We start from the raw sequence: 17,009 nt of genomic DNA on the forward strand, positions 1-17,009 counted from the left end.
CCGTTCTCCCCGGGTGGGGTCCGCGGGTCAGGCTACTACCGGCCCACCTAAGCCATCGGTCATAGAGCGGCCCGGATGTGCGCGGCGTTACGGTTTACCGGCCGACGCGCCGACCTGCTGTTTGCCGGACTGACCGGCCGATCAGCCGTCCCGCTGCGGTAGTCAGTCAGCCTGCCTCGGCCAGTCAGTCGGCCTTGCTCCGTCGGTCAGCCCTTGCTCCGTCGGTCAGCCTTGCTCCGTCGGTCAGCCTGGCTGCTCGGCCTCGGCGAGGGCGTCGCGGCAGAGACGGTCCGCGGTGCGGGTCGTCTCCGGCAGGCGGTAGCGCGGCGTCAACGCGAGCACCTGCGCGGCCGCGTTCTCCAGGCTCATCCGATGGCCGACGCTGACGAAGACCGGCTTCACCCCGTCCCGGGTCCGCAGCACCCGACCGACGACATCACCACCGTCGCGCAACGGCGACCAGGAACCCCGCTCGGCGGACGGCGGATCCCACGTCCCGACCAGTGGCGTCTTCCCCACCCCGATCGCGGGCAACCCGGTGACCACCCCGAGGTGGCACGCGAGCCCGAACCGGCGCGGATGGGCCAGCCCGTGCCCGTCGCAAACCAGCAGGTCCGGAATGGTGGTCAGCCGGTCGAGCGCACCGAGCAACGCGGGCAACTCACGGAAGGCGAACAACCCCGGCACATAGTCGAACGCGGGTCGCCCCACACCGACCGCCGAGTCGACCACCGCCAGGGTCCGGGCATCCAGGACCGTCACGGCCGCCGCCAGCATGTCACCACCCACGGCGTACGCGACGTCCAGGCCGGCCACCGTCGCGGGCGCGCTCGGCCCCGGCCCGAGCAGGTCCACCAGCGGCCGCAACTCCTCCTGTACGGCCACCGCCTCGGCAACACTGCCCGGCCCCGAGGTCCCCGCGCCCGGCGTACCCGGCGTGTCCCTCGTGCCCGGGGTGGCCGGCGTGCCCGGCCGGGCGGGCGTGCCCCCCGTGCCCGGCCTGGCGGGCGTGGCCGGCGCTCGCGATGATCCACTCGGGTTCATGGAAGTCGGGCTGTCCCACGCGTCCGGATGCCCGACATCAAGGAACCGGAGTCGATCATCCTCGGCCGGAGGCCTCGGTGCCATCCCCGGCGGCACTGCCGCCCGGGCCACCCCGGGCAGGCTCACCGTCGGCCCGGTTCCTGATCGCGCCCAGGCCGAGCGCGAAGGCAGTGCCGAGGGCGACACCGAAGGCGACGCCACCCTTCGGCCCGAACACGGGAATGCCGACCGCCAGGCCGATCAGGATGCCAACCGGCCAGGCCCAGACGGTGGACCTGATGCTCTGCGTACCGGATCTCGCCATGCGTCGATCTTATTCGGGCTCCGCCAGGGCCCTCACCGATCGCCGTTCACGACACGGTGACCCGCGGTCAGGCAACCCCCAACTCGTCGCGGGCCTCCTCGACCCACCGGCCAACCCCGTGCGCGCCGCTGTCGGCCGCGAGCCCGGCCGCCTCGTCCAGCAACTCACGGGCAGCGTCCCGATCACCGTCGCTGGCGGCGAGATCCGCCAGACCGATCAGATTCGCCGCGACTCCCGCGGTGAAGGACAACTTCCGACGCAACCGGGTCGACTCCGTCAGCAACTCCCGCGCCCCGTCGACACGACCGGCGGCCTGCTCGCCGAAACAGAGGTGCCGCAGCACGTACGACAGCGTCAGCTCATCCCCCGCCGCGGTCGCCAGCTCGCGCGCCCGGGCGAAGGCCGGGTCAGCGGACGCCTGGTCCTGCCGAATCACCTGGTGGACCGTGCCCACCCAGAAAAGCGACTCGCCCTCACCACGGGCGTCCCCCAACTCCTGGTACAGCCTGGCCGCCCGCTCGAAGAGCGGCAGCTCCTCCGCGTCCTCCAACCCGGTATCCAGGAAACGGGCGTGCAGAAGCCGCCCCCGGGCCAACGCCACATCCGCGTCCAGCGCGGTGAGATCCCGCTCCGCCTCGTCCAACGACTTCGCGTCGCCACCGAAGACCGCCTGCTCGTACCGCACCTGCGCCCGTACCAGCCGAGCGTCGACTCCTTCGGCCATCAGCGGCCACCCCTTCCGTCTGTCCATCGGCGAAGCATGCCTACGCCGCTCTCGCTATATCAGGGTCCGCGCCAGGATCACCGGCCGCGCGAAGCTGCTCCTCGAACATGACGAACGTCCGCTGCCGGATCCCGCGAATGAGCGCCTGCTCCTTCGGCGTCTCGTGACGCGCCTCGGCGTCCGCTTGAAGCTCAATCGAACGCACCGCCTCGTAGAGAGCGAAGATTGGCCCTTCGCCCTTGAGATAGTGAGCCCGGAACGCCTCCACCTCCTGAACGAAGTCCTCTGCGGTACGACGGAATATGTCACCTCCGACGCCTAGCGTTATCTCAACAAAGATGTCGTTCTTCTCCTGCCAACCCCCAGAGTCGATAGACACCCGCCAGACCCTGGCGCCGCCGTCGGGAGTCTCGACGATCTTCACGGGCGATTGGTAGTAGAGGTAGTAGGAGGGAAGCACCAGACCCGGCATCTCGGTCATTCAGACTTCTCCTCGAAAGTTGACTGTAATGCCGTCCAGAATAGTTGCTGCTCACGAAGACGAATGCCGTCCGTGATCGCTCGCTCTCGAGGCGTCAAGGCTCGGCCCTCCTCCTCGGCAAGGGCCTCCACGTCACGTCGGACCTCGTAAAGCACATGCTCCCAGACCGCAACAGCATCGAGCGCAGCCAGGTGGAGACGGAATTCGGCTAGGTGTCCGTTCCGCATCCGAAGCACGATTTGCACGTCCCGATAACCACTACTCATTGGTGCCACAAACCGATCTTCACAGCTCACAACAACGATGCCGGGGTGCTCCTTGACCCGTCCGAGCGCCGCGTAGAGGTCGTCGAGGTTGCGGAACTCGACCTTCGCGGCGGCCAGGTCGAGCAGCTTGGAAGCATCACCCTGGTGTTTGGCCACCTTGTCCTCGGCTCGACGACGATCCTTAGGCTGAGGACGCCAGCCGGGCTCTCCAACGCGAAGATCACCGACATGAGCTAAAGACACTGCTAGCTGGTTCAGATCTGTCTGCGCCTCTATCGCCGCCGAGTAGAGATCGTCGAGGTAGCGCTTCCGGTAGACAGCGTCGTCGCGTCGGACCTCGTCGAACCCTGCCTGTGCGACCGGCCCCCGACGCACCTGAATACTTGCGCTGATCCTCAACTGCTCACTGGTGAGGGGTGTCGGCTCTGGCTCGGGCACTTGCCGGCGGTCCGAATCCTGTCGCGTCGCCTCCTGTTGGGCGACGTCGTCGAGCACCTCGGCGAGGACGTCGATGGCCTGTTGATGGCTGGCCAGGTGATACAGGGTGAGCGGACGGGCCGTCAGCGACTTCGCGAGTTCCGGCGTGGACTGGATCATGCGCGCCAGGTCCGGATGCTGCACCAACTGCCGAACCAGGCGCTCGGCCAGGTCCGGCTCGTTGGGGGGTGGCTCTCGCCGGGCGCTGTCGAGCATGTCCCGGACCCGGTCGTCGTCGAACAGCCGCACGAGATCTCGTGCCGATGCCTCGTCAAGGTCCGGCACCAGTCGGCGAATGCTCGGCGGGTCGACCGCCGTCGCGAACTCGACGGGAGTCACCCCGGCCGCGAAGACCTCGTCCAGACTGCTGGCCGAGAAAACGGCGCGGGCAGGACCGCTACCCGGCGAGGGCCGGTCGAGATCAGCGTTGGCGTCGGGCGACCACGGGGCCGAGCCCGGGCCGTCGAGGAGCAGGTACATCCGGTTGATGTACGGGTCGCCGTGGCCGCCGTCGTCGTGCGTCGGCGGGTGATCCGGCAGGTCGGGCCGCTCGCTGAACCGGCCTCGGGGCAGGCCGCCGAGCGGCATCGGTCGGCCGTCGCCGCTCAGCACCAGCGCGTCGATGCCGACCACGTCGGGGTAGAGCGGCCGGTCCCGGACCACGCCGTTCTGCGGGTCCACGTAGAGCACCGTGCCGTTCTGGTTGAGCGCCACCCAGGCGTGCGAACCACCGTGCGCCCACTCGGTGACCAGGAACGAGTAGCTGCCGTGGCCGCCCAGCAGCAGTTGGTCGTGCAGGTTGCGGTAGCCCCGGTCGGCGGCCTGCCGCGCCTGGGCGGCGTCCGGACGTTGGTCGGACGCCGGCGCGAGGAGTTGCTGGAAGCGCCCGCCGGTCACGTCCTCGACCCGGCCCGGGCCGCCCGCCTCGCCACGGATGGGGCGCCGGATGTCACCGTCGAGGTAGCCGTCGAAGGTACGCGGCGCCGACACCCGGGGGCGGCCGTGCACCCACGTCTCGAACAGCGACAGCGTGCAGTCCAGGCAGTTGATGCCCCGGGTGGCGTCGGCTGCGGGACCGCCGTCGTTGAGCAGCCGGAACCAGCCGCCCTGTCGGGGGTCGGCGGTGCGAGTGACGGTGCCGTCCCTCTCGCGGGGCATCTGCCGTTCGACGTCGACCTGGTGCAGGGCGAGCGGCGGCCGGAGTCCTCCGGGCCGCCCGTACGGCCGGGAGTCGTCGATCGGCGGCGGATCGTCGTCGCCGGTGAGCCTGGACGGGCCAGTGGTCTCCACCGCGCCGAGCGCGAGCGCGCCCACGTCCCTGTTGGCGTGCTCGAAGGTGGCGCTGATGTCCACGACCGGCGGGGCCGTGCTGCCGGCCAGCACCGCGTCTGCCAGGTCACGCCATTCGGAGTACGCGCGAGTCTCCTCGTTCGCGGCGCGCTGCCAGCCGTCGGCCCACTGCCGGTTGCCGGCCTGGTGTAGCTGTCGGGCGTAGCTGGCGTACTCGACGGCTCGACGATCGTGCTCCGCGGCACGGGTGCGCAGTCGGGCGGCCTCGGCCTGCCGGCGGTTGTTCTCGAACCCGATCCGCAGCGATTCGTAATGGTCCTGGTAGCGCCGACGCTCGGCGGCTTCCGCCGCGGCTGCCCACTGCGCCGCGTAGGAGTCGTCGGTCTCGGGCTCACGCACCGACGGGGCACCGAACGCGGCGACGTCGACGGGGATCGACGCCCTTCCCCGCGCCGGATGGTCGGGCGCTCGCACCGGTGCCGGCGTCTCCCGCGTCGGAACACGCGACGGCACGGCGAACCGACCGACCACCGGTGGGGTGGAGGCGACCGGCAGTGGGCCGTTGGTGGTGGTCGGGACGCCGAAGGTGACCGGCGCCGCCGGGCCTGGTGTGACCGTGGGGGCGGAGGGGCCGACCGCCGGTGACCAGGCGGTCGGTCCGGAGGTCGTGGCGTGCGGCGAGCTGCCGGGGTGGGCCGGTGGCGCACCGGTGGCAGCCGGCCCGCTGCCCGATTCGAGGGGACCGGCCACGGGCGCGGCCGCCGACGAGAGCCTCGGGTCGACGCTCACCGACGAAAGCCTCGGATCAGCACCCACCACCGACCGGTCCGGATCGGCTGGATCAGCGCCCACCACCGAGGTAGCCGGATCGGCACCCACCACCGACGTGGCCGGGTTCACCGCGGAGAGCGTGGCGTCGACCGTGACGGCGTGCGCTATGCCCGCTCTCTCCCCGAACGGCCCGTCCGTCGACGACGTCGCCTCGGACACGCGTACCGAATGGTCCACCTCGTCCACGTCGGACACCGCACCGACCGGCATCGGTGCCGACGTGTGCGCGTCGGGCGCTGGCGGAGGCGACAGCCCCGCTTCCCGTGACTGCTCGAAGCCCGGGGGCGTCGGCGCAGCCGGCTGGTTCGGCGCCGACGCGGCGAAGGCCTCCGTCGCCTGCACCGGAACGCCGGTAGCCGTAACCAGACCACCCGAGGCCACACCACTGGCGGACCCTATGGACGAGACCGCCGAGAAGGAGGACGCTCCCGCGGAGGCCGCATCTCCCGTGACAGGCAGCACGGACGGAAGGGAGGGACCCGCGAACGACGCTCCGGCGAGGGCATTGGCCTGCGCGTCGAGCCGGGCGCGGAGCGCGTGGTCGGTCTGGCCGGTCGCCGAACCGGTGGCCCCGGACGCGGCGGCACGCGCCACGTCCTCCATGGAGGTCAGGCCCTGACCGGTGGCCAGGCTCGCCGCGCTGTCGGCGAGCACCTCGCCGGTCATCTCCCGACCCAGGTGCTCCCCGACCTTCGCCGCTCGCCCGGTCGCGTGCCGGCCCAGGCCGGCCAGCGGCGCCACCGCCCCGCCGGCGAGGCCGCCGACCGCCGACGCGCCGAGATCGGTGAGGTCCAGGCCGTGTGCCCGCCCGGTGGAGTTCTGGTACGCCTGGGTGGCCAGGGTGACCCCGGCCTCCTCGGTGGCCTCCTCCAGCCCTTCACGGGCGGCCCGCTTGGCGAGCCCGCGTGCACCCCCTCGGGCGACCTCCTTGGCGGCCCGCTCGCCGGCCTCCTTGAGCCCGTGTTTGAGGGACTTGCTGGCCAGTTGGCCCATCAGCCGCTTGAAGATCTGTTGGACCAGCAGCCGCGTCGCGGTGATCGCCGCGCCGGCGGCCGGGGTTGCGGCACCGGCGGTCAACACGGCCGCCACTGCCACGGTGAGCAGTTCGATGACCAGGATGCCCAGCTCGATCCAGACTTCCAGCTTGGCGCCCTCGATGTCGCAACCGCACTCCTCGACCAGTCGACCCAGGTCGGCCGTGACCGCGAGCAGCACGGGCAGGGGGGCGTCGGCACCCTCGGCGATTCCCCGCCAGGCCGCCTCGAACGCCGCGTCGACCGCCCCGACACCGCCGTACCCGTTGTGCACCTCGATGGCGGCCGCGGCGGCGTCGGCGTGCGGCCCGGCGAGCACGGAGGCGACCGCGTACCACTGGTCGGCGACGTCCCAGACGGCCCGCTCGTTGCCCTCCGGCCACTGCACGCCGACCACCCAGTCGAGGGCCTCGTAGATCCAGCCGGGCACGTCCCACGGCGCGTAGTCCAGTGGGTGCGGGATGGGACTCGGCAGCACGCTCATCGAAATCGCCGGCCGTCAGCGCCGGTCGGCGGCCCGACCGACCCGGGCGGCGCTGGCCCCGTCGGTCTGCACGCTCGCGTCGACCGCCTCGACCACGTCGCTGCCCAGCTCGGTGAGCCGGTGCCCGACGCCGGCCCAGGCCCGCAGCACTGTCTGCTCGAACCCGCGGTAGTTGCGCTCGAAGGCCGCGCCGATGTCGTCGCGGCCCCAGGGCCGGGCACCGCTGGCGGCCTCGATCACACCGCCCTCCGCCGCACGACGGGCCGTCACCGCCTCGCCAGCGAGCGCCAGGTCGGCACCACCCCGGCGGGCCCGGGACGGATCAAGCCAAAGCTGCCCGTCGGTCATGCCTTCGCCTCACCTTTGCCGAGTACGGCGTCGGCCCGACCGAGCAAGGCGGCGTAGTCGCCGGTCTTGAGGAAGTCCGTCGCCCCGGAGCCGGCCGGCATGCTCTCGGCGACGAGGTCGCGGGTGGCGTCGGCGGCGGCGGTCGCGGCGGCCCGGATCGTTTCGGTGACTTTTCGGCCGAGCGCCCCGGCGTCGCGGTCCCGGTAGATGGCCGACGTCAGCTCGACCTCGATCAGCTGGCCCTGCGCGCCCACCGTCGCCGTCACCTGCCCGTCGGCCGATCGGCGGGTGACCCGCAGTGCGGCGAGCCGCGTCTGGAGGGTGTCCAAACCGGACCTGAGCTGCTGATATTGCCCATAAACGTCGTCGAATCGGGCCCGTAGCTCGCGATTGACGCCCCGGTCCGCCTGTTCGTCCACCGCCGCCCCTCCCGTCACCGTCGGTAGAGCGAAACAATACCGGCCGCCATCGATCCGTGTAGTCCGGTAGTTTCAATGCGTGATCGACCGTCAACAGGCCGAGCAGCTCGCGGCCACCTGGGCCCGCCGTGACTCGCAGCGCCTCGGCCACGAGTGCACCGCGATGGTCGACGAGTTCGACCTGGGTTACGTCATCACGTCCGTCGTGCCCACCGAGGTGCGCACGGTGCCGGGTGACCTGCCGACGACAGTCATCGACAAGCAGACCGGCAAGGTCACCACCTGGCCCCGGGTGCCGAGCACGGTGGTGGCCGAGCTGTACCGGCGCAGCCAGCCGGCCGGGCCGACCGCTCCCCGCACTGTCGATCCGTCCAGCCTGCTGGTCCGGGAGATCCACCGGGGCGCCACCCCGAACACCGCCGCGCACCTGACCATCGACGGGCGGATCTGGACGGCCCAGGGCACGAAGGCCGACGTGCCGCTCAACCATCACCCGCTCGTCCGCGACTACCTCCACCAACTGCCCCCGGGCGAGTTGGTTCGCGGCGGTGAGGCCCACGCCGAGCTGATCGTGGTCTCCGACGTCCTGCACGAGTACGACCACCGCCGCGCCGCCGAGGGCATCGCGCCGATGGGGCGGGCCGAGGCAGCCGCGCTGTTGGAGAACGCCCGATTCGAGATCTTCCGGATCCGTGAGCCGGGTGATCCCGCTGGTGGGCCCGCCGAGCGGCCCTGCGACTCGTGCACCAGCTTCCTGATTCGAGCCAACGTCCTACCGGAGTCGGCTCGCGCCTACACCGAGACGTGGCGGGCGCCGGAGGCACCCGACCCCGATCCCGGGCGCTTCCCGGCGGAGGTCGCGAACGCGCTGGTCGCGGCCGGGTGGCGGCCACACATCGGGGATCAGATCATGGCCGCCGCCGCGGTACGGGACGTCACGTCGGTGCACGGGCGCAACCATCGGCACGAGGTCTTTCCCGCAGCCGTGGAGGCGCTGACCGCGTTCCCCAGCCTGGTCGGCGCGCGGCGCGGCCGGGGCGAGCAGGTGTGGATCTCCCGTTTCGACATCCGCCCGCACACCATCGCGCACACCGCCGACACCCTCGCGGACTTCGGCGCGGTGCTCGGCGTACGCCTCTTTCCGATCGGCACCGAGCAGCAGGACAGCATCCTGGCGGTGGACGAGCGCGGTCGCGTCTTCGCGCTCGACCAGGCCGGCGAGTGGTTCCTCGGCGACACCATCGACGCCGCGCTGACCACCCTGCTGCTGGGCCGCGCCCCCGCCCGGGTTCACGACGACGGCACCTGGCAGGCCGACTAGCGCGGCGGCGCCACCGGCCTGGAGGGCAACCGCCTCCGGCCTAGAGGGCGAGGCCAGTCAGCACCATGACCCGGGGCTCGGTGTAGTCGTCCATCGCGCTGCGCAGCCCCTCCCGGCCGACGCCACTGCCCTTCACCCCGCCGTACGGCATCTGGTCGGCGCGGTACGACGGCACGTCGCCGACGATCACGCCGCCCACCTCCAGCGCGCGGGCGGCGGCGAAGGCCACGTCCAAGCGCCGCGTGAAGACGCCGGCCTGAAGGCCGTACGCCGAGTCGTTGACCGCGGCGAACGCGGCCTGGTCGTCGGCGACCGGGGCGACCACCAGCACGGGCCCGAACACCTCCTCGGCCACCACCTTGGCGTTCGCCGGCACGCCGGTGAGGACGGTCGGGGGGTAGGTCGCGCCGTCGCGGAGGCCGCCCACCTCGACGGTGCCGCCGGCGGCGACGGCCTCGGCCACCCACGTCTCCACCCGCCGGGCCGCGTCCTCGGACACCATCGGCCCGACGTCGGTCAGTTCGGACGCCGGGTCTCCGGTCCGCAGCCCCCGCACCGCCGCCACCAGCCGGGGCAGGAAGTCGGCGTAGCGAGCGTGGTGCACGTACACCCGCTGGACGGCGATGCACGACTGGCCGGCCTGGTAGTTGGCGAACGTCGCGATGCGCTGCGCGGCGAAGTCCAGGTCCTCGTCGGCGGTCCAGTCCGCGCAGAGCACCGCGGCCGCGTTGCCGCCCAATTCCAGCGTCACGTGTTTCTCGGGTGCGGCCCGGCGGAGAGCCGCGCCGACCGGCCCGGAGCCGGTGAACGACACCACGGGTAGCCGGGGGTCGGTGACCAGTTCGGCGGCGCGGTCGTTGGGCAGCGGCAGCACCGAGAACATCCCGGCCGGGAGGTCGGTCTCGGCCAGCAGCTCGCCGAGCAGCAGCGCGGTCAGAGGTGTCGCGGGCGCGGGCTTGACGATGATCGGTGCGCCGACGGCGATGGCCGGCGCCACCTTGTGGGCGACGAGGTTGAGCGGGAAGTTGAACGGCGTGATGCCCAGCACCGGCCCGCGCGGCACCCTCCGGACCAGCGCGATCCGCCCGCCGGCGGCCGGGTCGGTGTCGAGTCGTTGCAGCTCCCCGGAAAAGCGACGGGCCTCCTCGGCGGCCCAGCGGAAGGTCGACACCGCACGCCCGACCTCGGCGCGGGCCCACTTGAGCGGCTTGCCGTTCTCCGCGGTGATCAGGGCGGCGATCTCGTCCGCGCGCTCGGCGAGCCGCCGGGACACGTGGTCGAGGGCCGCCGCGCGGGCGTGCGCGGGCAGGGCCGCGGCCTGCGCGGCCACCCCGGCCGCCGCGGCGACTGCGGCGTCGACCTGGTCGGGCGTGGCAACCGTGGTACGCCCCACCGGGCGGCCGTCGTACGGGTGGTGGACGGTCAGCTCACCCTCGCCGGCGGCGGGACGGGAGGCGACGAAGAAGGGTGTGGGCTCCACGCCGAGCAGCGTAACCGAGGGACCCGCCGACGGAAACAGTCGCGATAACCCTTGTCTGCCGCGAATTCGGTGGCCAAGATGGCAGAGAGATTGCGATAACCGCCGCAGAACCGCGCCACCGGCCCCCTCGGAGTGATCCCGTCATGAGTGACCAGCAGCAGCTGCGCAACTTCGTCAACGGCTCCTACGTCGACCCGGTCGATGGCGGCTACGCCGACCTGATCGACCCCTGCACCGGTGAGGTGTTCGCCCAGGCCCCGGTCTCCGGCGCCGCCGACGTGGACGCGGCGATGAGCGCCGCCGCCACCGCGTTCGAGAGCTGGCGGGAGGTCACTCCCGCCGAGCGGCAGCGGGCGCTGCTGAAGCTCGCCGACGCCGTGGAGGCGCGGGCCGCCGAACTGGTCGACGCCGAGGTGCGCAACACCGGCAAACCCCGCCAGCTCACCGCCGAGGAGGAGCTTCCCCCGGCGGTGGACCAGTTCCGGTTCTTCGCCGGCGCCGCCCGGATGTTGGAGGGGCGGTCCGCCGGGGAGTACCTGGCAGGGCACACCTCCTACGTGCGGCGTGAGCCAATCGGCGTCTGCGCGCAGGTCACCCCCTGGAACTACCCGTTGATGATGGCGGTCTGGAAGATCGCCCCCGCGCTCGCCGCCGGCAACACGGTGGTGCTCAAACCGTCGGACACCACGCCGGTGTCGACGCTGCTGCTCGCCGAGATCGCCGCCGAGTTCTTCCCGCCGGGGGTGTTCAACGTGGTCTGTGGCGACCGGGACACCGGTCGTACCCTGGTGTCGCACCCGACCCCGCAGCTGGTGTCGATCACCGGCTCGACCCGCGCGGGCATGGAGGTCGCCGCCGCGGCGGCCCCCGACCTGAAGCGGACCCACCTGGAGTTGGGCGGCAAGGCCCCGGTGGTGATCTTCGACGACGCGGACGTGGCGGCGGCGGCCGAGGCCATCGCCCTGGGCGGCTACTTCAACGCCGGGCAGGACTGCACGGCGGCCACCCGGGTGCTCGCCGGCCCCGGCGTCCACGACGACTTCGTGGCGGCGCTCGCCGAGCAGGCCCGCAGCACGAAGACCGGCGCCCCGGACGACGCCGACGTCCTCTACGGTCCGCTGAACAACGCCAACCAGCTCACCCGGGTCAGCGGCTTCGTGGACCGCCTGCCGGACCACGCGGCCATCCAGACCGGCGGGTCCCGGCAGGGCGAACGCGGCTACTTCTACGCGCCGACGGTGGTCTCCGGGCTGCGGCAGGCCGACGAGATCATCCAGGACGAGGTGTTCGGGCCGGTCATCACCGTGCAACGCTTCTCCGACGAGGACGAGGCGGTGCGCTGGGCCAACGGCGTCGACTACGGCCTGTCCGCGTCGGTCTGGACGCGGGACCACGGCCGGGCCATGCGGATGACCCGCCGAATGGACTTCGGCTGCGTCTGGGTCAACACGCACATCCCGTTCGTCTCCGAGATGCCGCACGGTGGCTTCAAGCACTCCGGGCACGGCAAGGACCTCTCGGTCTACAGCCTGGAGGACTACACCCGGATCAAGCACGTCATGCACAACATCGAGGGCTGAACCGTGAGCGCGAGGAGTGAGCCGGGTTTGCGAGCCCCGCAGCCGCGAACGAAGAGCGGCGCCGCGCCGACGTCCGAGGAGCTGCACAAGCGGCGCGGCGGTGCCGTGGCCCGGGGTGTCGGCAGCGTGATCGCGTCCTACGTGGACCACGCGTCCGGCGGGACGATCACCGACGTCGACGGCCGGGAGTGGATCGACTTCGCCGCCGGCATCGCCGTGACCAGCGTGGGCAACTCGGCTCCGAGGGTGGTCGAGGCGGTCCGGGCGCAGGTCGAGCGGTTCACCCACACCTGCTTCATGGTCGCGCCGTACGAGTCGTACGTGGCGGTGTGCGAGCAGCTCAACGCGTTGACGCCCGGCGGGTTCGAGAAGCGCTCGGCGTTGTTCAACTCCGGCGCGGAGGCGGTGGAGAACGCGGTGAAGGTCGCCCGCCATGCCACCGGTCGGCCGGCGGTCGTGGTGTTCGACCACGCGTACCACGGCCGGACCAACCTGACCATGGCGTTGACCGCGAAGAACATGCCGTACAAGCACCGGTTCGGGCCGTTCGCCGGGGAGATCTACCGGGTGCCGATGTCGTACCCGCTGCGCGATGGCGGGCTCTCCGGCGCGGAGGCGGCGACCCGGGCCATCGAGATGATCGAGAAGCAGGTCGGCGCGGAGAACGTCGCCGCGCTGCTCATCGAGCCGATCCAGGGCGAGGGCGGCTTCGTCGTACCCGCGCCGGGTTTTCTGCCCGCGCTGCGTGCCTGGGCGACGGCGGCCGGGGTGGTCTTCGTCGCCGACGAGATCCAGACAGGTTTCTGCCGTACCGGTGACTGGTTCGCCTGTCAGCACGAGGGCGTCGAACCGGACCTGGTGACACTGGCCAAGGGCATCGCCGGTGGTTTGCCGCTGGCTGCGGTGACCGGTCGGGCGGAGCTGATGGACGCGGTGCACGTGGGCGGGCTCGGTGGCACGTACGGCGGCAACCCGATCGCCTGTGCCGCCGCGCTGGCCACCATCGAGACCCTGCACGAGCTGGACCTGGCCGGTGCGGCCCGACGGATCGAGTCGGTGCTGGTCCCCCGGCTACGGGCCATCGCCGAGCGGGACCCCCGGGTCGCCGAGGTACGCGGCCGCGGCGCGATGCTCGCCGTGGAGCTGGTGCTGCCGGGCACGCTCACCCCCGACCCGGTCGCCACCTCGGCGGTCTCGGCGGCCTGTCACGCCGCCGGCCTGCTCACCCTGACCTGCGGCACGTACGGCAACGTGCTGCGCTTCCTGCCCCCGCTGGTGATCTCCGACGAGCAGCTCAGCCGGGGTGCCGATCTCCTCGACGCCGCCTTCGGCTGAGCGGGGGAGGGGCCCGGTGCACGGGCCCCTCCCCCGACGTCAGCGCAGCACCTCGACCGTGTTGCGGCGCACCAGGTTCTTGCCCGGCTCGCGGATCTGCTCCATGGCGGCGGAGTTGAGCAGCACGCAGCTGCCCGACGGGCCGGTCACCGTCACCGTGGTCGCCCGGTTGTTGTCCAGGTTGGTCACCCGCAGTCGGGTGCCCACCGGGAACTGCCCGCTGGTCGCCGCCGGCCCGGCCGCCTCCTCGAAGAAGGTGATCGCTCCCGAGCACGCCGACCGGGGCGCCGGCCCGGGCGCGCCGGGCGACGCCGCGCCGGGGCGGACCGTGCCGGGTGCCGGTGCGGCGGCGGGCGGTGCCGCGCCGTCCACGCGTTCCACCACGTTGCGGCGGATCACGTTCTTCCCCGGCTCCCGGACCAGCTCCATGGCCGCCGCGTTGAGCAGCACGCAACTGCCCGACGGGCCGGTCACCGTCACCGTGGCCGCCCGGTTGTTGTCCAGGTTCGTCACCCGCAGCCGGGTACCCACCGGGAACCGGTCGCTGGTCGCCGCCGGCGCACCGCCCTCCGCCGAGAAGGTGACCGAGCCGGAGCAGACCGACGAACGTGCCGGGGCCGTGTCGGCGAACCCGAAGCTGGTCCCCACCGACACGCCCACCGCGGCGAGCACCGCCACGCTCGCCGCCAGCACGTGCCTGCGCTGCACCCTCATCGCCGTCACTCCCGTCCTCGGTGGTGTCCTTCACCCACCGGTACGGACCGGAGCGTCCTACCGTTCAGCCGGCACGGGTATCGATCGTGCGGCGGCCAGGTCCACCGGCCCGTACCGGGTGCACGGCGCCCCGGTGATCAGCGCCCAGTAACGGTCGCCGTACGACCAGTGCCACCACTCGGTCGGGTAGTTCACCATCCCGGCGCCGCCGAGGGCGTCCACCATGACCTGCCGGTGCCGACGGGCGGCGCCACCGATCGTCGGCGCGTCGGTGAAGCAGGCGTCGGCGCTGTCCTCCGGGGTGGCGTCGATGGCCGTGCCCAGGTCCAGCTCCACGCCGTCGTCGGTGCAGAGCGTCAGGTCCACCGCGCCGCCCGTGCTGTGCGGGGCCACCTCGACCGGTGAGACGAACTTCGTGGTCTCCCGGTGCAGCCGCTGCGGTGACCAGTCCGGGTGCCGTCGGCGCAGTTCGTCCCGGTAGCCGGTGAAGATGGCCAGTTGCGCCTGGTACGGCCGGTAGCCCTCGACCACCAGCAGCCGCAGCCCACCGGGCAGGGCGCGCTGCGCGGCCAGCAGGCGGTCCACGACACCGGCCCGCAACCGGGCGTACGCCCCGGCCGGGTCGGCCGCCCGGGCGTCGAGCCGCAACTCCGGCAGCTCACGCAGGTCCACGAACTCCTCGCCGTCGTCGGCGCTGGGCATCGCCGCCACCCGGGGATCGGAGAGCAGGATCATCGGGCGCTCCCCGCCGTGCTCGCGGACCGTTCCGCGTGCCGGACCCGGGCCAACTCGACGAGTCGGTCCACCACCTCCCGATAGCTGACCCCGACGGCGGCCCACACCTTCGGGTACATCGAGTGCGCCGTGAAGCCCGGCATCGTGTTCAGCTCGTTCACGTACAGCTCACCGGCCGTCTCGTCGTAGAAGAAGTCGACCCGGGCCAGACCCCAACCGCCGATCGCGGCGAACGCCCGCAGTGACAGCTCGCGGACCCGCGCGGTCACCTCGTCCGGCAGCTCGGCGGGGACGATCATCGGGTCGGCGTCGCCGAAGTACTTCTGCTGGTAGTCGAACCAGCCGCCGGTGACCCGCACCTCGCCCACCGCCGACGCCTCAGGACGCCAGCCGCCGAGCACCGCGCACTCCAACTCCCGGCCGGCGACCCCCTGCTCGACCATGACGAGCTGGTCGTGGCGAAGCGCCTCCTCCACGGCGGCGGCCAGGTCGTCACCCTCACCGACACGGGAGATGCCGATCGACGAACCCATGCTGGCCGGCTTGACGAAGAGTGGCCGGCTCAGCCCGGTCACCAGCTTCTCCGCGTCGTCGACCGCCCGGTAGGTGTGCGCGTCGAACGCCACGTACGGGGTGACGGGGATGCCCTCGGCGCGCAGCGCCCGCTTCATCGCCACCTTGTTCATGCCCACCGCCGAGGCGAGGATGCCGCACCCGACGTACGGCACGTTCAGCGACTCCAGCAGCCCCTGCACCACACCGTCCTCCCCGTACGGACCGTGCAGCACCGGGAAGACCACGTCCAGCTCGGCGTGCACCGCGCCGGGGGCGTTACCGGCGGACACCTGCACGACGCCCGGACGCGGACCGGCCCGCAGCTCCACGGCCGGCCCGGTCACCACCAACTGGTCGTCGATGGCCCGCTCACCGGCTGGTCGGTCGCGCAACTCGGCCAGCAGCGCGTCGGGCATCAGCCGAAGACCGCCGGTGCGGGTGACGCCGATGGCGACCGTGCGGTAGCCGCCGCCGGCGAGCGCCCGGGCCACCCCGAGCGCCGAGGCGCACGACACCTCGTGCTCCGCCGACGGTCCACCGAACAGGATTCCGATCCGAATCGGCGCGCTCACGCCGCCGCCCCTTCCCCAGCCAGGTCGGCGGAACGCGGGGCCATCAACCGGGCCACCAACGCCGCCTCCACGTTTCCGCCGGTCAGCACCACGCCGATCGTCCGCCGCCGGTCTTTCCCCGGCGGAAGCCGAAGGGCGCCGGCCAGGCCGGCCGCCCCGGACGGCTCGGCGAGCACCTTCAGCTCCGTCAGGATCAGCCGGAACGCCGCCGCGATCTCGTCGTCGTCGACTCGGACGACCCCGCGCAGGGTGTCCCGCACGATGGCGAACGGCAGCTCACCCACGCAGGACGGCCGCAACCCGTCCGCGATGGTGGGCGCCGACACGACCGGCACGCGAACGCCTGCCGCCAGGCTGCGGGCGAGCGAGTCGCAGCCCATCGGCTCCACGCCGTACACCTCGATGCCGGAGCCGGCGGCGGCCAGGCACGCGCCGGCCACCCCACCACCACCACCCACCGGTACGACGAGCGCGTCCAACGGCGTCCCCGCGCGCTCGGCCTCCTCGATCAGCTCCAGGCTCGCGGTGCCCTGCCCGGCGATCACGTCCGGGTGGTCGTACGCGTCGATGACCGGGTGACCACTCTCGTCGCTGAGCCCGTTGGCCACCGCCACCCGCTCCTCGACGCCGGTGCCGGCGAAGACCACCCGGGCCCCGGCCGCGCGTGCCCGGTCGACCTTCGTCGGCGCCGCGTCGACCGGCAGCACCACTGTCGCCGCGAGCCCGTGCTGCCGGGCCGCCAAGGCCACCGCCACCGCGTGGTTTCCGGTGCTCTGCGCGATCACCCCGCTGTGGCCGGCCGCGGCGAGGCGGCCGACCGCGCGCAGCGCGCCCCGCATCTTGTAGGAGCCGCCGTTCTGGAGGTTCTCGGCCTTGAGCAGGACCCGCGCCCCGGCGAGCTCGTCGATCACCGGGGACCGCAGCACGGGCGTGCGGACCACGCGGCCGGCAAGCCAGCGGCTGGCCTCCTCGACATCGGGCCGGACCTGGCCAACGGTGCGTGACATCATCTCTC

At 72.3% G+C, this 17,009-nt stretch carries 15 protein-coding genes; 3 read left to right on the forward strand and 12 right to left on the reverse strand.

The window, feature by feature from the left end:
• Window positions 1-243: 243 nt before the first annotated feature.
• The 7 genes from ACIBD9_RS09115 to ACIBD9_RS09145 form a co-directional block, all read right to left on the reverse strand.
• The gene (locus ACIBD9_RS09115; RefSeq protein ID WP_396715964.1) at window positions 244-885 is read right to left on the reverse strand and encodes an endonuclease V; all 642 of its coding nucleotides are present in this window, start codon (window positions 883-885) and stop codon (window positions 244-246) included.
• Window positions 886-1,099: 214 nt separating this feature from the next.
• Window positions 1,100-1,348, reverse strand: coding sequence for a hypothetical protein (locus tag ACIBD9_RS09120; RefSeq protein ID WP_396715965.1), 249 nt, complete (start codon window positions 1,346-1,348; stop codon window positions 1,100-1,102).
• Window positions 1,349-1,415: 67 nt separating this feature from the next.
• A complete protein-coding gene (locus ACIBD9_RS09125; RefSeq protein ID WP_396715967.1) occupies window positions 1,416-2,099 on the reverse strand; it encodes a tetratricopeptide repeat protein in 684 nt (227 codons plus the stop codon).
• Window positions 2,100-2,112: 13 nt separating this feature from the next.
• Complete coding sequence (locus ACIBD9_RS09130; protein ID WP_396715969.1) at window positions 2,113-2,553, reverse strand: hypothetical protein; 441 nt, start codon at window positions 2,551-2,553, stop codon at window positions 2,113-2,115.
• Window positions 2,550-6,935: a toxin glutamine deamidase domain-containing protein gene (locus ACIBD9_RS09135; RefSeq protein WP_396715971.1), complete on the reverse strand. Its 4,386-nt coding sequence runs from the start codon at window positions 6,933-6,935 to the stop codon at window positions 2,550-2,552. Before ACIBD9_RS09135 ends, ACIBD9_RS09130 begins: the two co-directional genes overlap by 4 nt.
• 15 nt (window positions 6,936-6,950) lie before the next feature.
• Window positions 6,951-7,283: a hypothetical protein gene (locus ACIBD9_RS09140; protein ID WP_396715973.1), complete on the reverse strand. Its 333-nt coding sequence runs from the start codon at window positions 7,281-7,283 to the stop codon at window positions 6,951-6,953.
• The gene (locus tag ACIBD9_RS09145) at window positions 7,280-7,702 is read right to left on the reverse strand and encodes a YbaB/EbfC family nucleoid-associated protein (protein ID WP_396715975.1); all 423 of its coding nucleotides are present in this window, start codon (window positions 7,700-7,702) and stop codon (window positions 7,280-7,282) included. Before ACIBD9_RS09145 ends, ACIBD9_RS09140 begins: the two co-directional genes overlap by 4 nt.
• A 79-nt stretch (window positions 7,703-7,781) precedes the next feature.
• Here ACIBD9_RS09145 and ACIBD9_RS09150 point away from each other — a divergent pair, with 79 nt between their 5' ends.
• Window positions 7,782-9,023 carry an SUKH-3 domain-containing protein gene (locus tag ACIBD9_RS09150; protein ID WP_396715977.1) on the forward strand — a complete coding sequence of 414 codons (1,242 nt, stop codon included), beginning with the start codon at window positions 7,782-7,784 and terminating at the stop codon, window positions 9,021-9,023.
• A 40-nt stretch (window positions 9,024-9,063) separates the two neighbouring features.
• Here ACIBD9_RS09150 and ACIBD9_RS09155 read toward each other — a convergent pair whose 3' ends face one another.
• On the reverse strand, window positions 9,064-10,503 hold the full coding sequence (locus tag ACIBD9_RS09155; RefSeq protein ID WP_396715979.1) for an aldehyde dehydrogenase family protein: 1,440 nt from the start codon (window positions 10,501-10,503) through the stop codon (window positions 9,064-9,066).
• 143 nt (window positions 10,504-10,646) lie between these two features.
• Between ACIBD9_RS09155 and ACIBD9_RS09160 the strand changes: the two genes are divergently transcribed.
• Both ACIBD9_RS09160 and gabT read left to right on the forward strand, forming a co-directional pair.
• Window positions 10,647-12,083: a gamma-aminobutyraldehyde dehydrogenase gene (locus ACIBD9_RS09160; protein WP_396715981.1), complete on the forward strand. Its 1,437-nt coding sequence runs from the start codon at window positions 10,647-10,649 to the stop codon at window positions 12,081-12,083.
• Window positions 12,084-12,110: 27 nt separating this feature from the next.
• On the forward strand, window positions 12,111-13,418 hold the full coding sequence (gene gabT, locus ACIBD9_RS09165) for a 4-aminobutyrate--2-oxoglutarate transaminase (RefSeq protein ID WP_396716189.1): 1,308 nt from the start codon (window positions 12,111-12,113) through the stop codon (window positions 13,416-13,418).
• 39 nt (window positions 13,419-13,457) lie between these two features.
• Here the strand turns inward: gabT and ACIBD9_RS09170 are convergent, their stop codons facing one another.
• From ACIBD9_RS09170 to ACIBD9_RS09185, 4 genes are read right to left on the reverse strand one after another with little or no spacing between them, the layout of a single operon-like run.
• On the reverse strand, window positions 13,458-14,132 hold the full coding sequence (locus ACIBD9_RS09170; protein ID WP_387167144.1) for a hypothetical protein: 675 nt from the start codon (window positions 14,130-14,132) through the stop codon (window positions 13,458-13,460).
• A gap of 57 nt (window positions 14,133-14,189) precedes the next feature.
• Window positions 14,190-14,867, reverse strand: coding sequence for a M15 family metallopeptidase (locus ACIBD9_RS09175; protein ID WP_396715983.1), 678 nt, complete (start codon window positions 14,865-14,867; stop codon window positions 14,190-14,192).
• Window positions 14,864-15,994 (reverse strand): D-alanine--D-alanine ligase family protein, encoded by a 1,131-nt coding sequence (locus ACIBD9_RS09180; protein ID WP_396715985.1) that lies wholly within the window; start codon window positions 15,992-15,994, stop codon window positions 14,864-14,866. The genes ACIBD9_RS09175 and ACIBD9_RS09180 overlap by 4 nt, the downstream gene beginning before the upstream one ends.
• Window positions 15,991-17,001 (reverse strand): threonine/serine dehydratase, encoded by a 1,011-nt coding sequence (locus tag ACIBD9_RS09185; protein WP_396715987.1) that lies wholly within the window; start codon window positions 16,999-17,001, stop codon window positions 15,991-15,993. The genes ACIBD9_RS09180 and ACIBD9_RS09185 overlap by 4 nt, the downstream gene beginning before the upstream one ends.
• Window positions 17,002-17,009: the final 8 nt, after the last annotated feature.

This window comes from Micromonospora sp. NPDC050784 (assembly GCF_044456765.1).
Lineage (GTDB): Bacteria > Actinomycetota > Actinomycetes > Mycobacteriales > Micromonosporaceae > Micromonospora > Micromonospora foliorum.

Coding starts and splice junctions, on each gene's coding strand:
- ACIBD9_RS09120 (WP_396715965.1), bottom strand. CDS start 1,348: ATGGCGAGATCCGGTACGCAGAGCATCAGGTCCACCGTCTGGGCCTGG.
- ACIBD9_RS09125 (WP_396715967.1), bottom strand. CDS start 2,099: ATGGACAGACGGAAGGGGTGGCCGCTGATGGCCGAAGGAGTCGACGCT.
- ACIBD9_RS09130 (WP_396715969.1), bottom strand. CDS start 2,553: ATGACCGAGATGCCGGGTCTGGTGCTTCCCTCCTACTACCTCTACTAC.
- ACIBD9_RS09135 (WP_396715971.1), bottom strand. CDS start 6,935: ATGAGCGTGCTGCCGAGTCCCATCCCGCACCCACTGGACTACGCGCCG.
- ACIBD9_RS09140 (WP_396715973.1), bottom strand. CDS start 7,283: ATGACCGACGGGCAGCTTTGGCTTGATCCGTCCCGGGCCCGCCGGGGT.
- ACIBD9_RS09160 (WP_396715981.1), top strand. CDS start 10,647: ATGAGTGACCAGCAGCAGCTGCGCAACTTCGTCAACGGCTCCTACGTC.
- ACIBD9_RS09170 (WP_387167144.1), bottom strand. CDS start 14,132: ATGAGGGTGCAGCGCAGGCACGTGCTGGCGGCGAGCGTGGCGGTGCTC.
- ACIBD9_RS09175 (WP_396715983.1), bottom strand. CDS start 14,867: ATGATCCTGCTCTCCGATCCCCGGGTGGCGGCGATGCCCAGCGCCGAC.
- ACIBD9_RS09185 (WP_396715987.1), bottom strand. CDS start 17,001: ATGTCACGCACCGTTGGCCAGGTCCGGCCCGATGTCGAGGAGGCCAGC.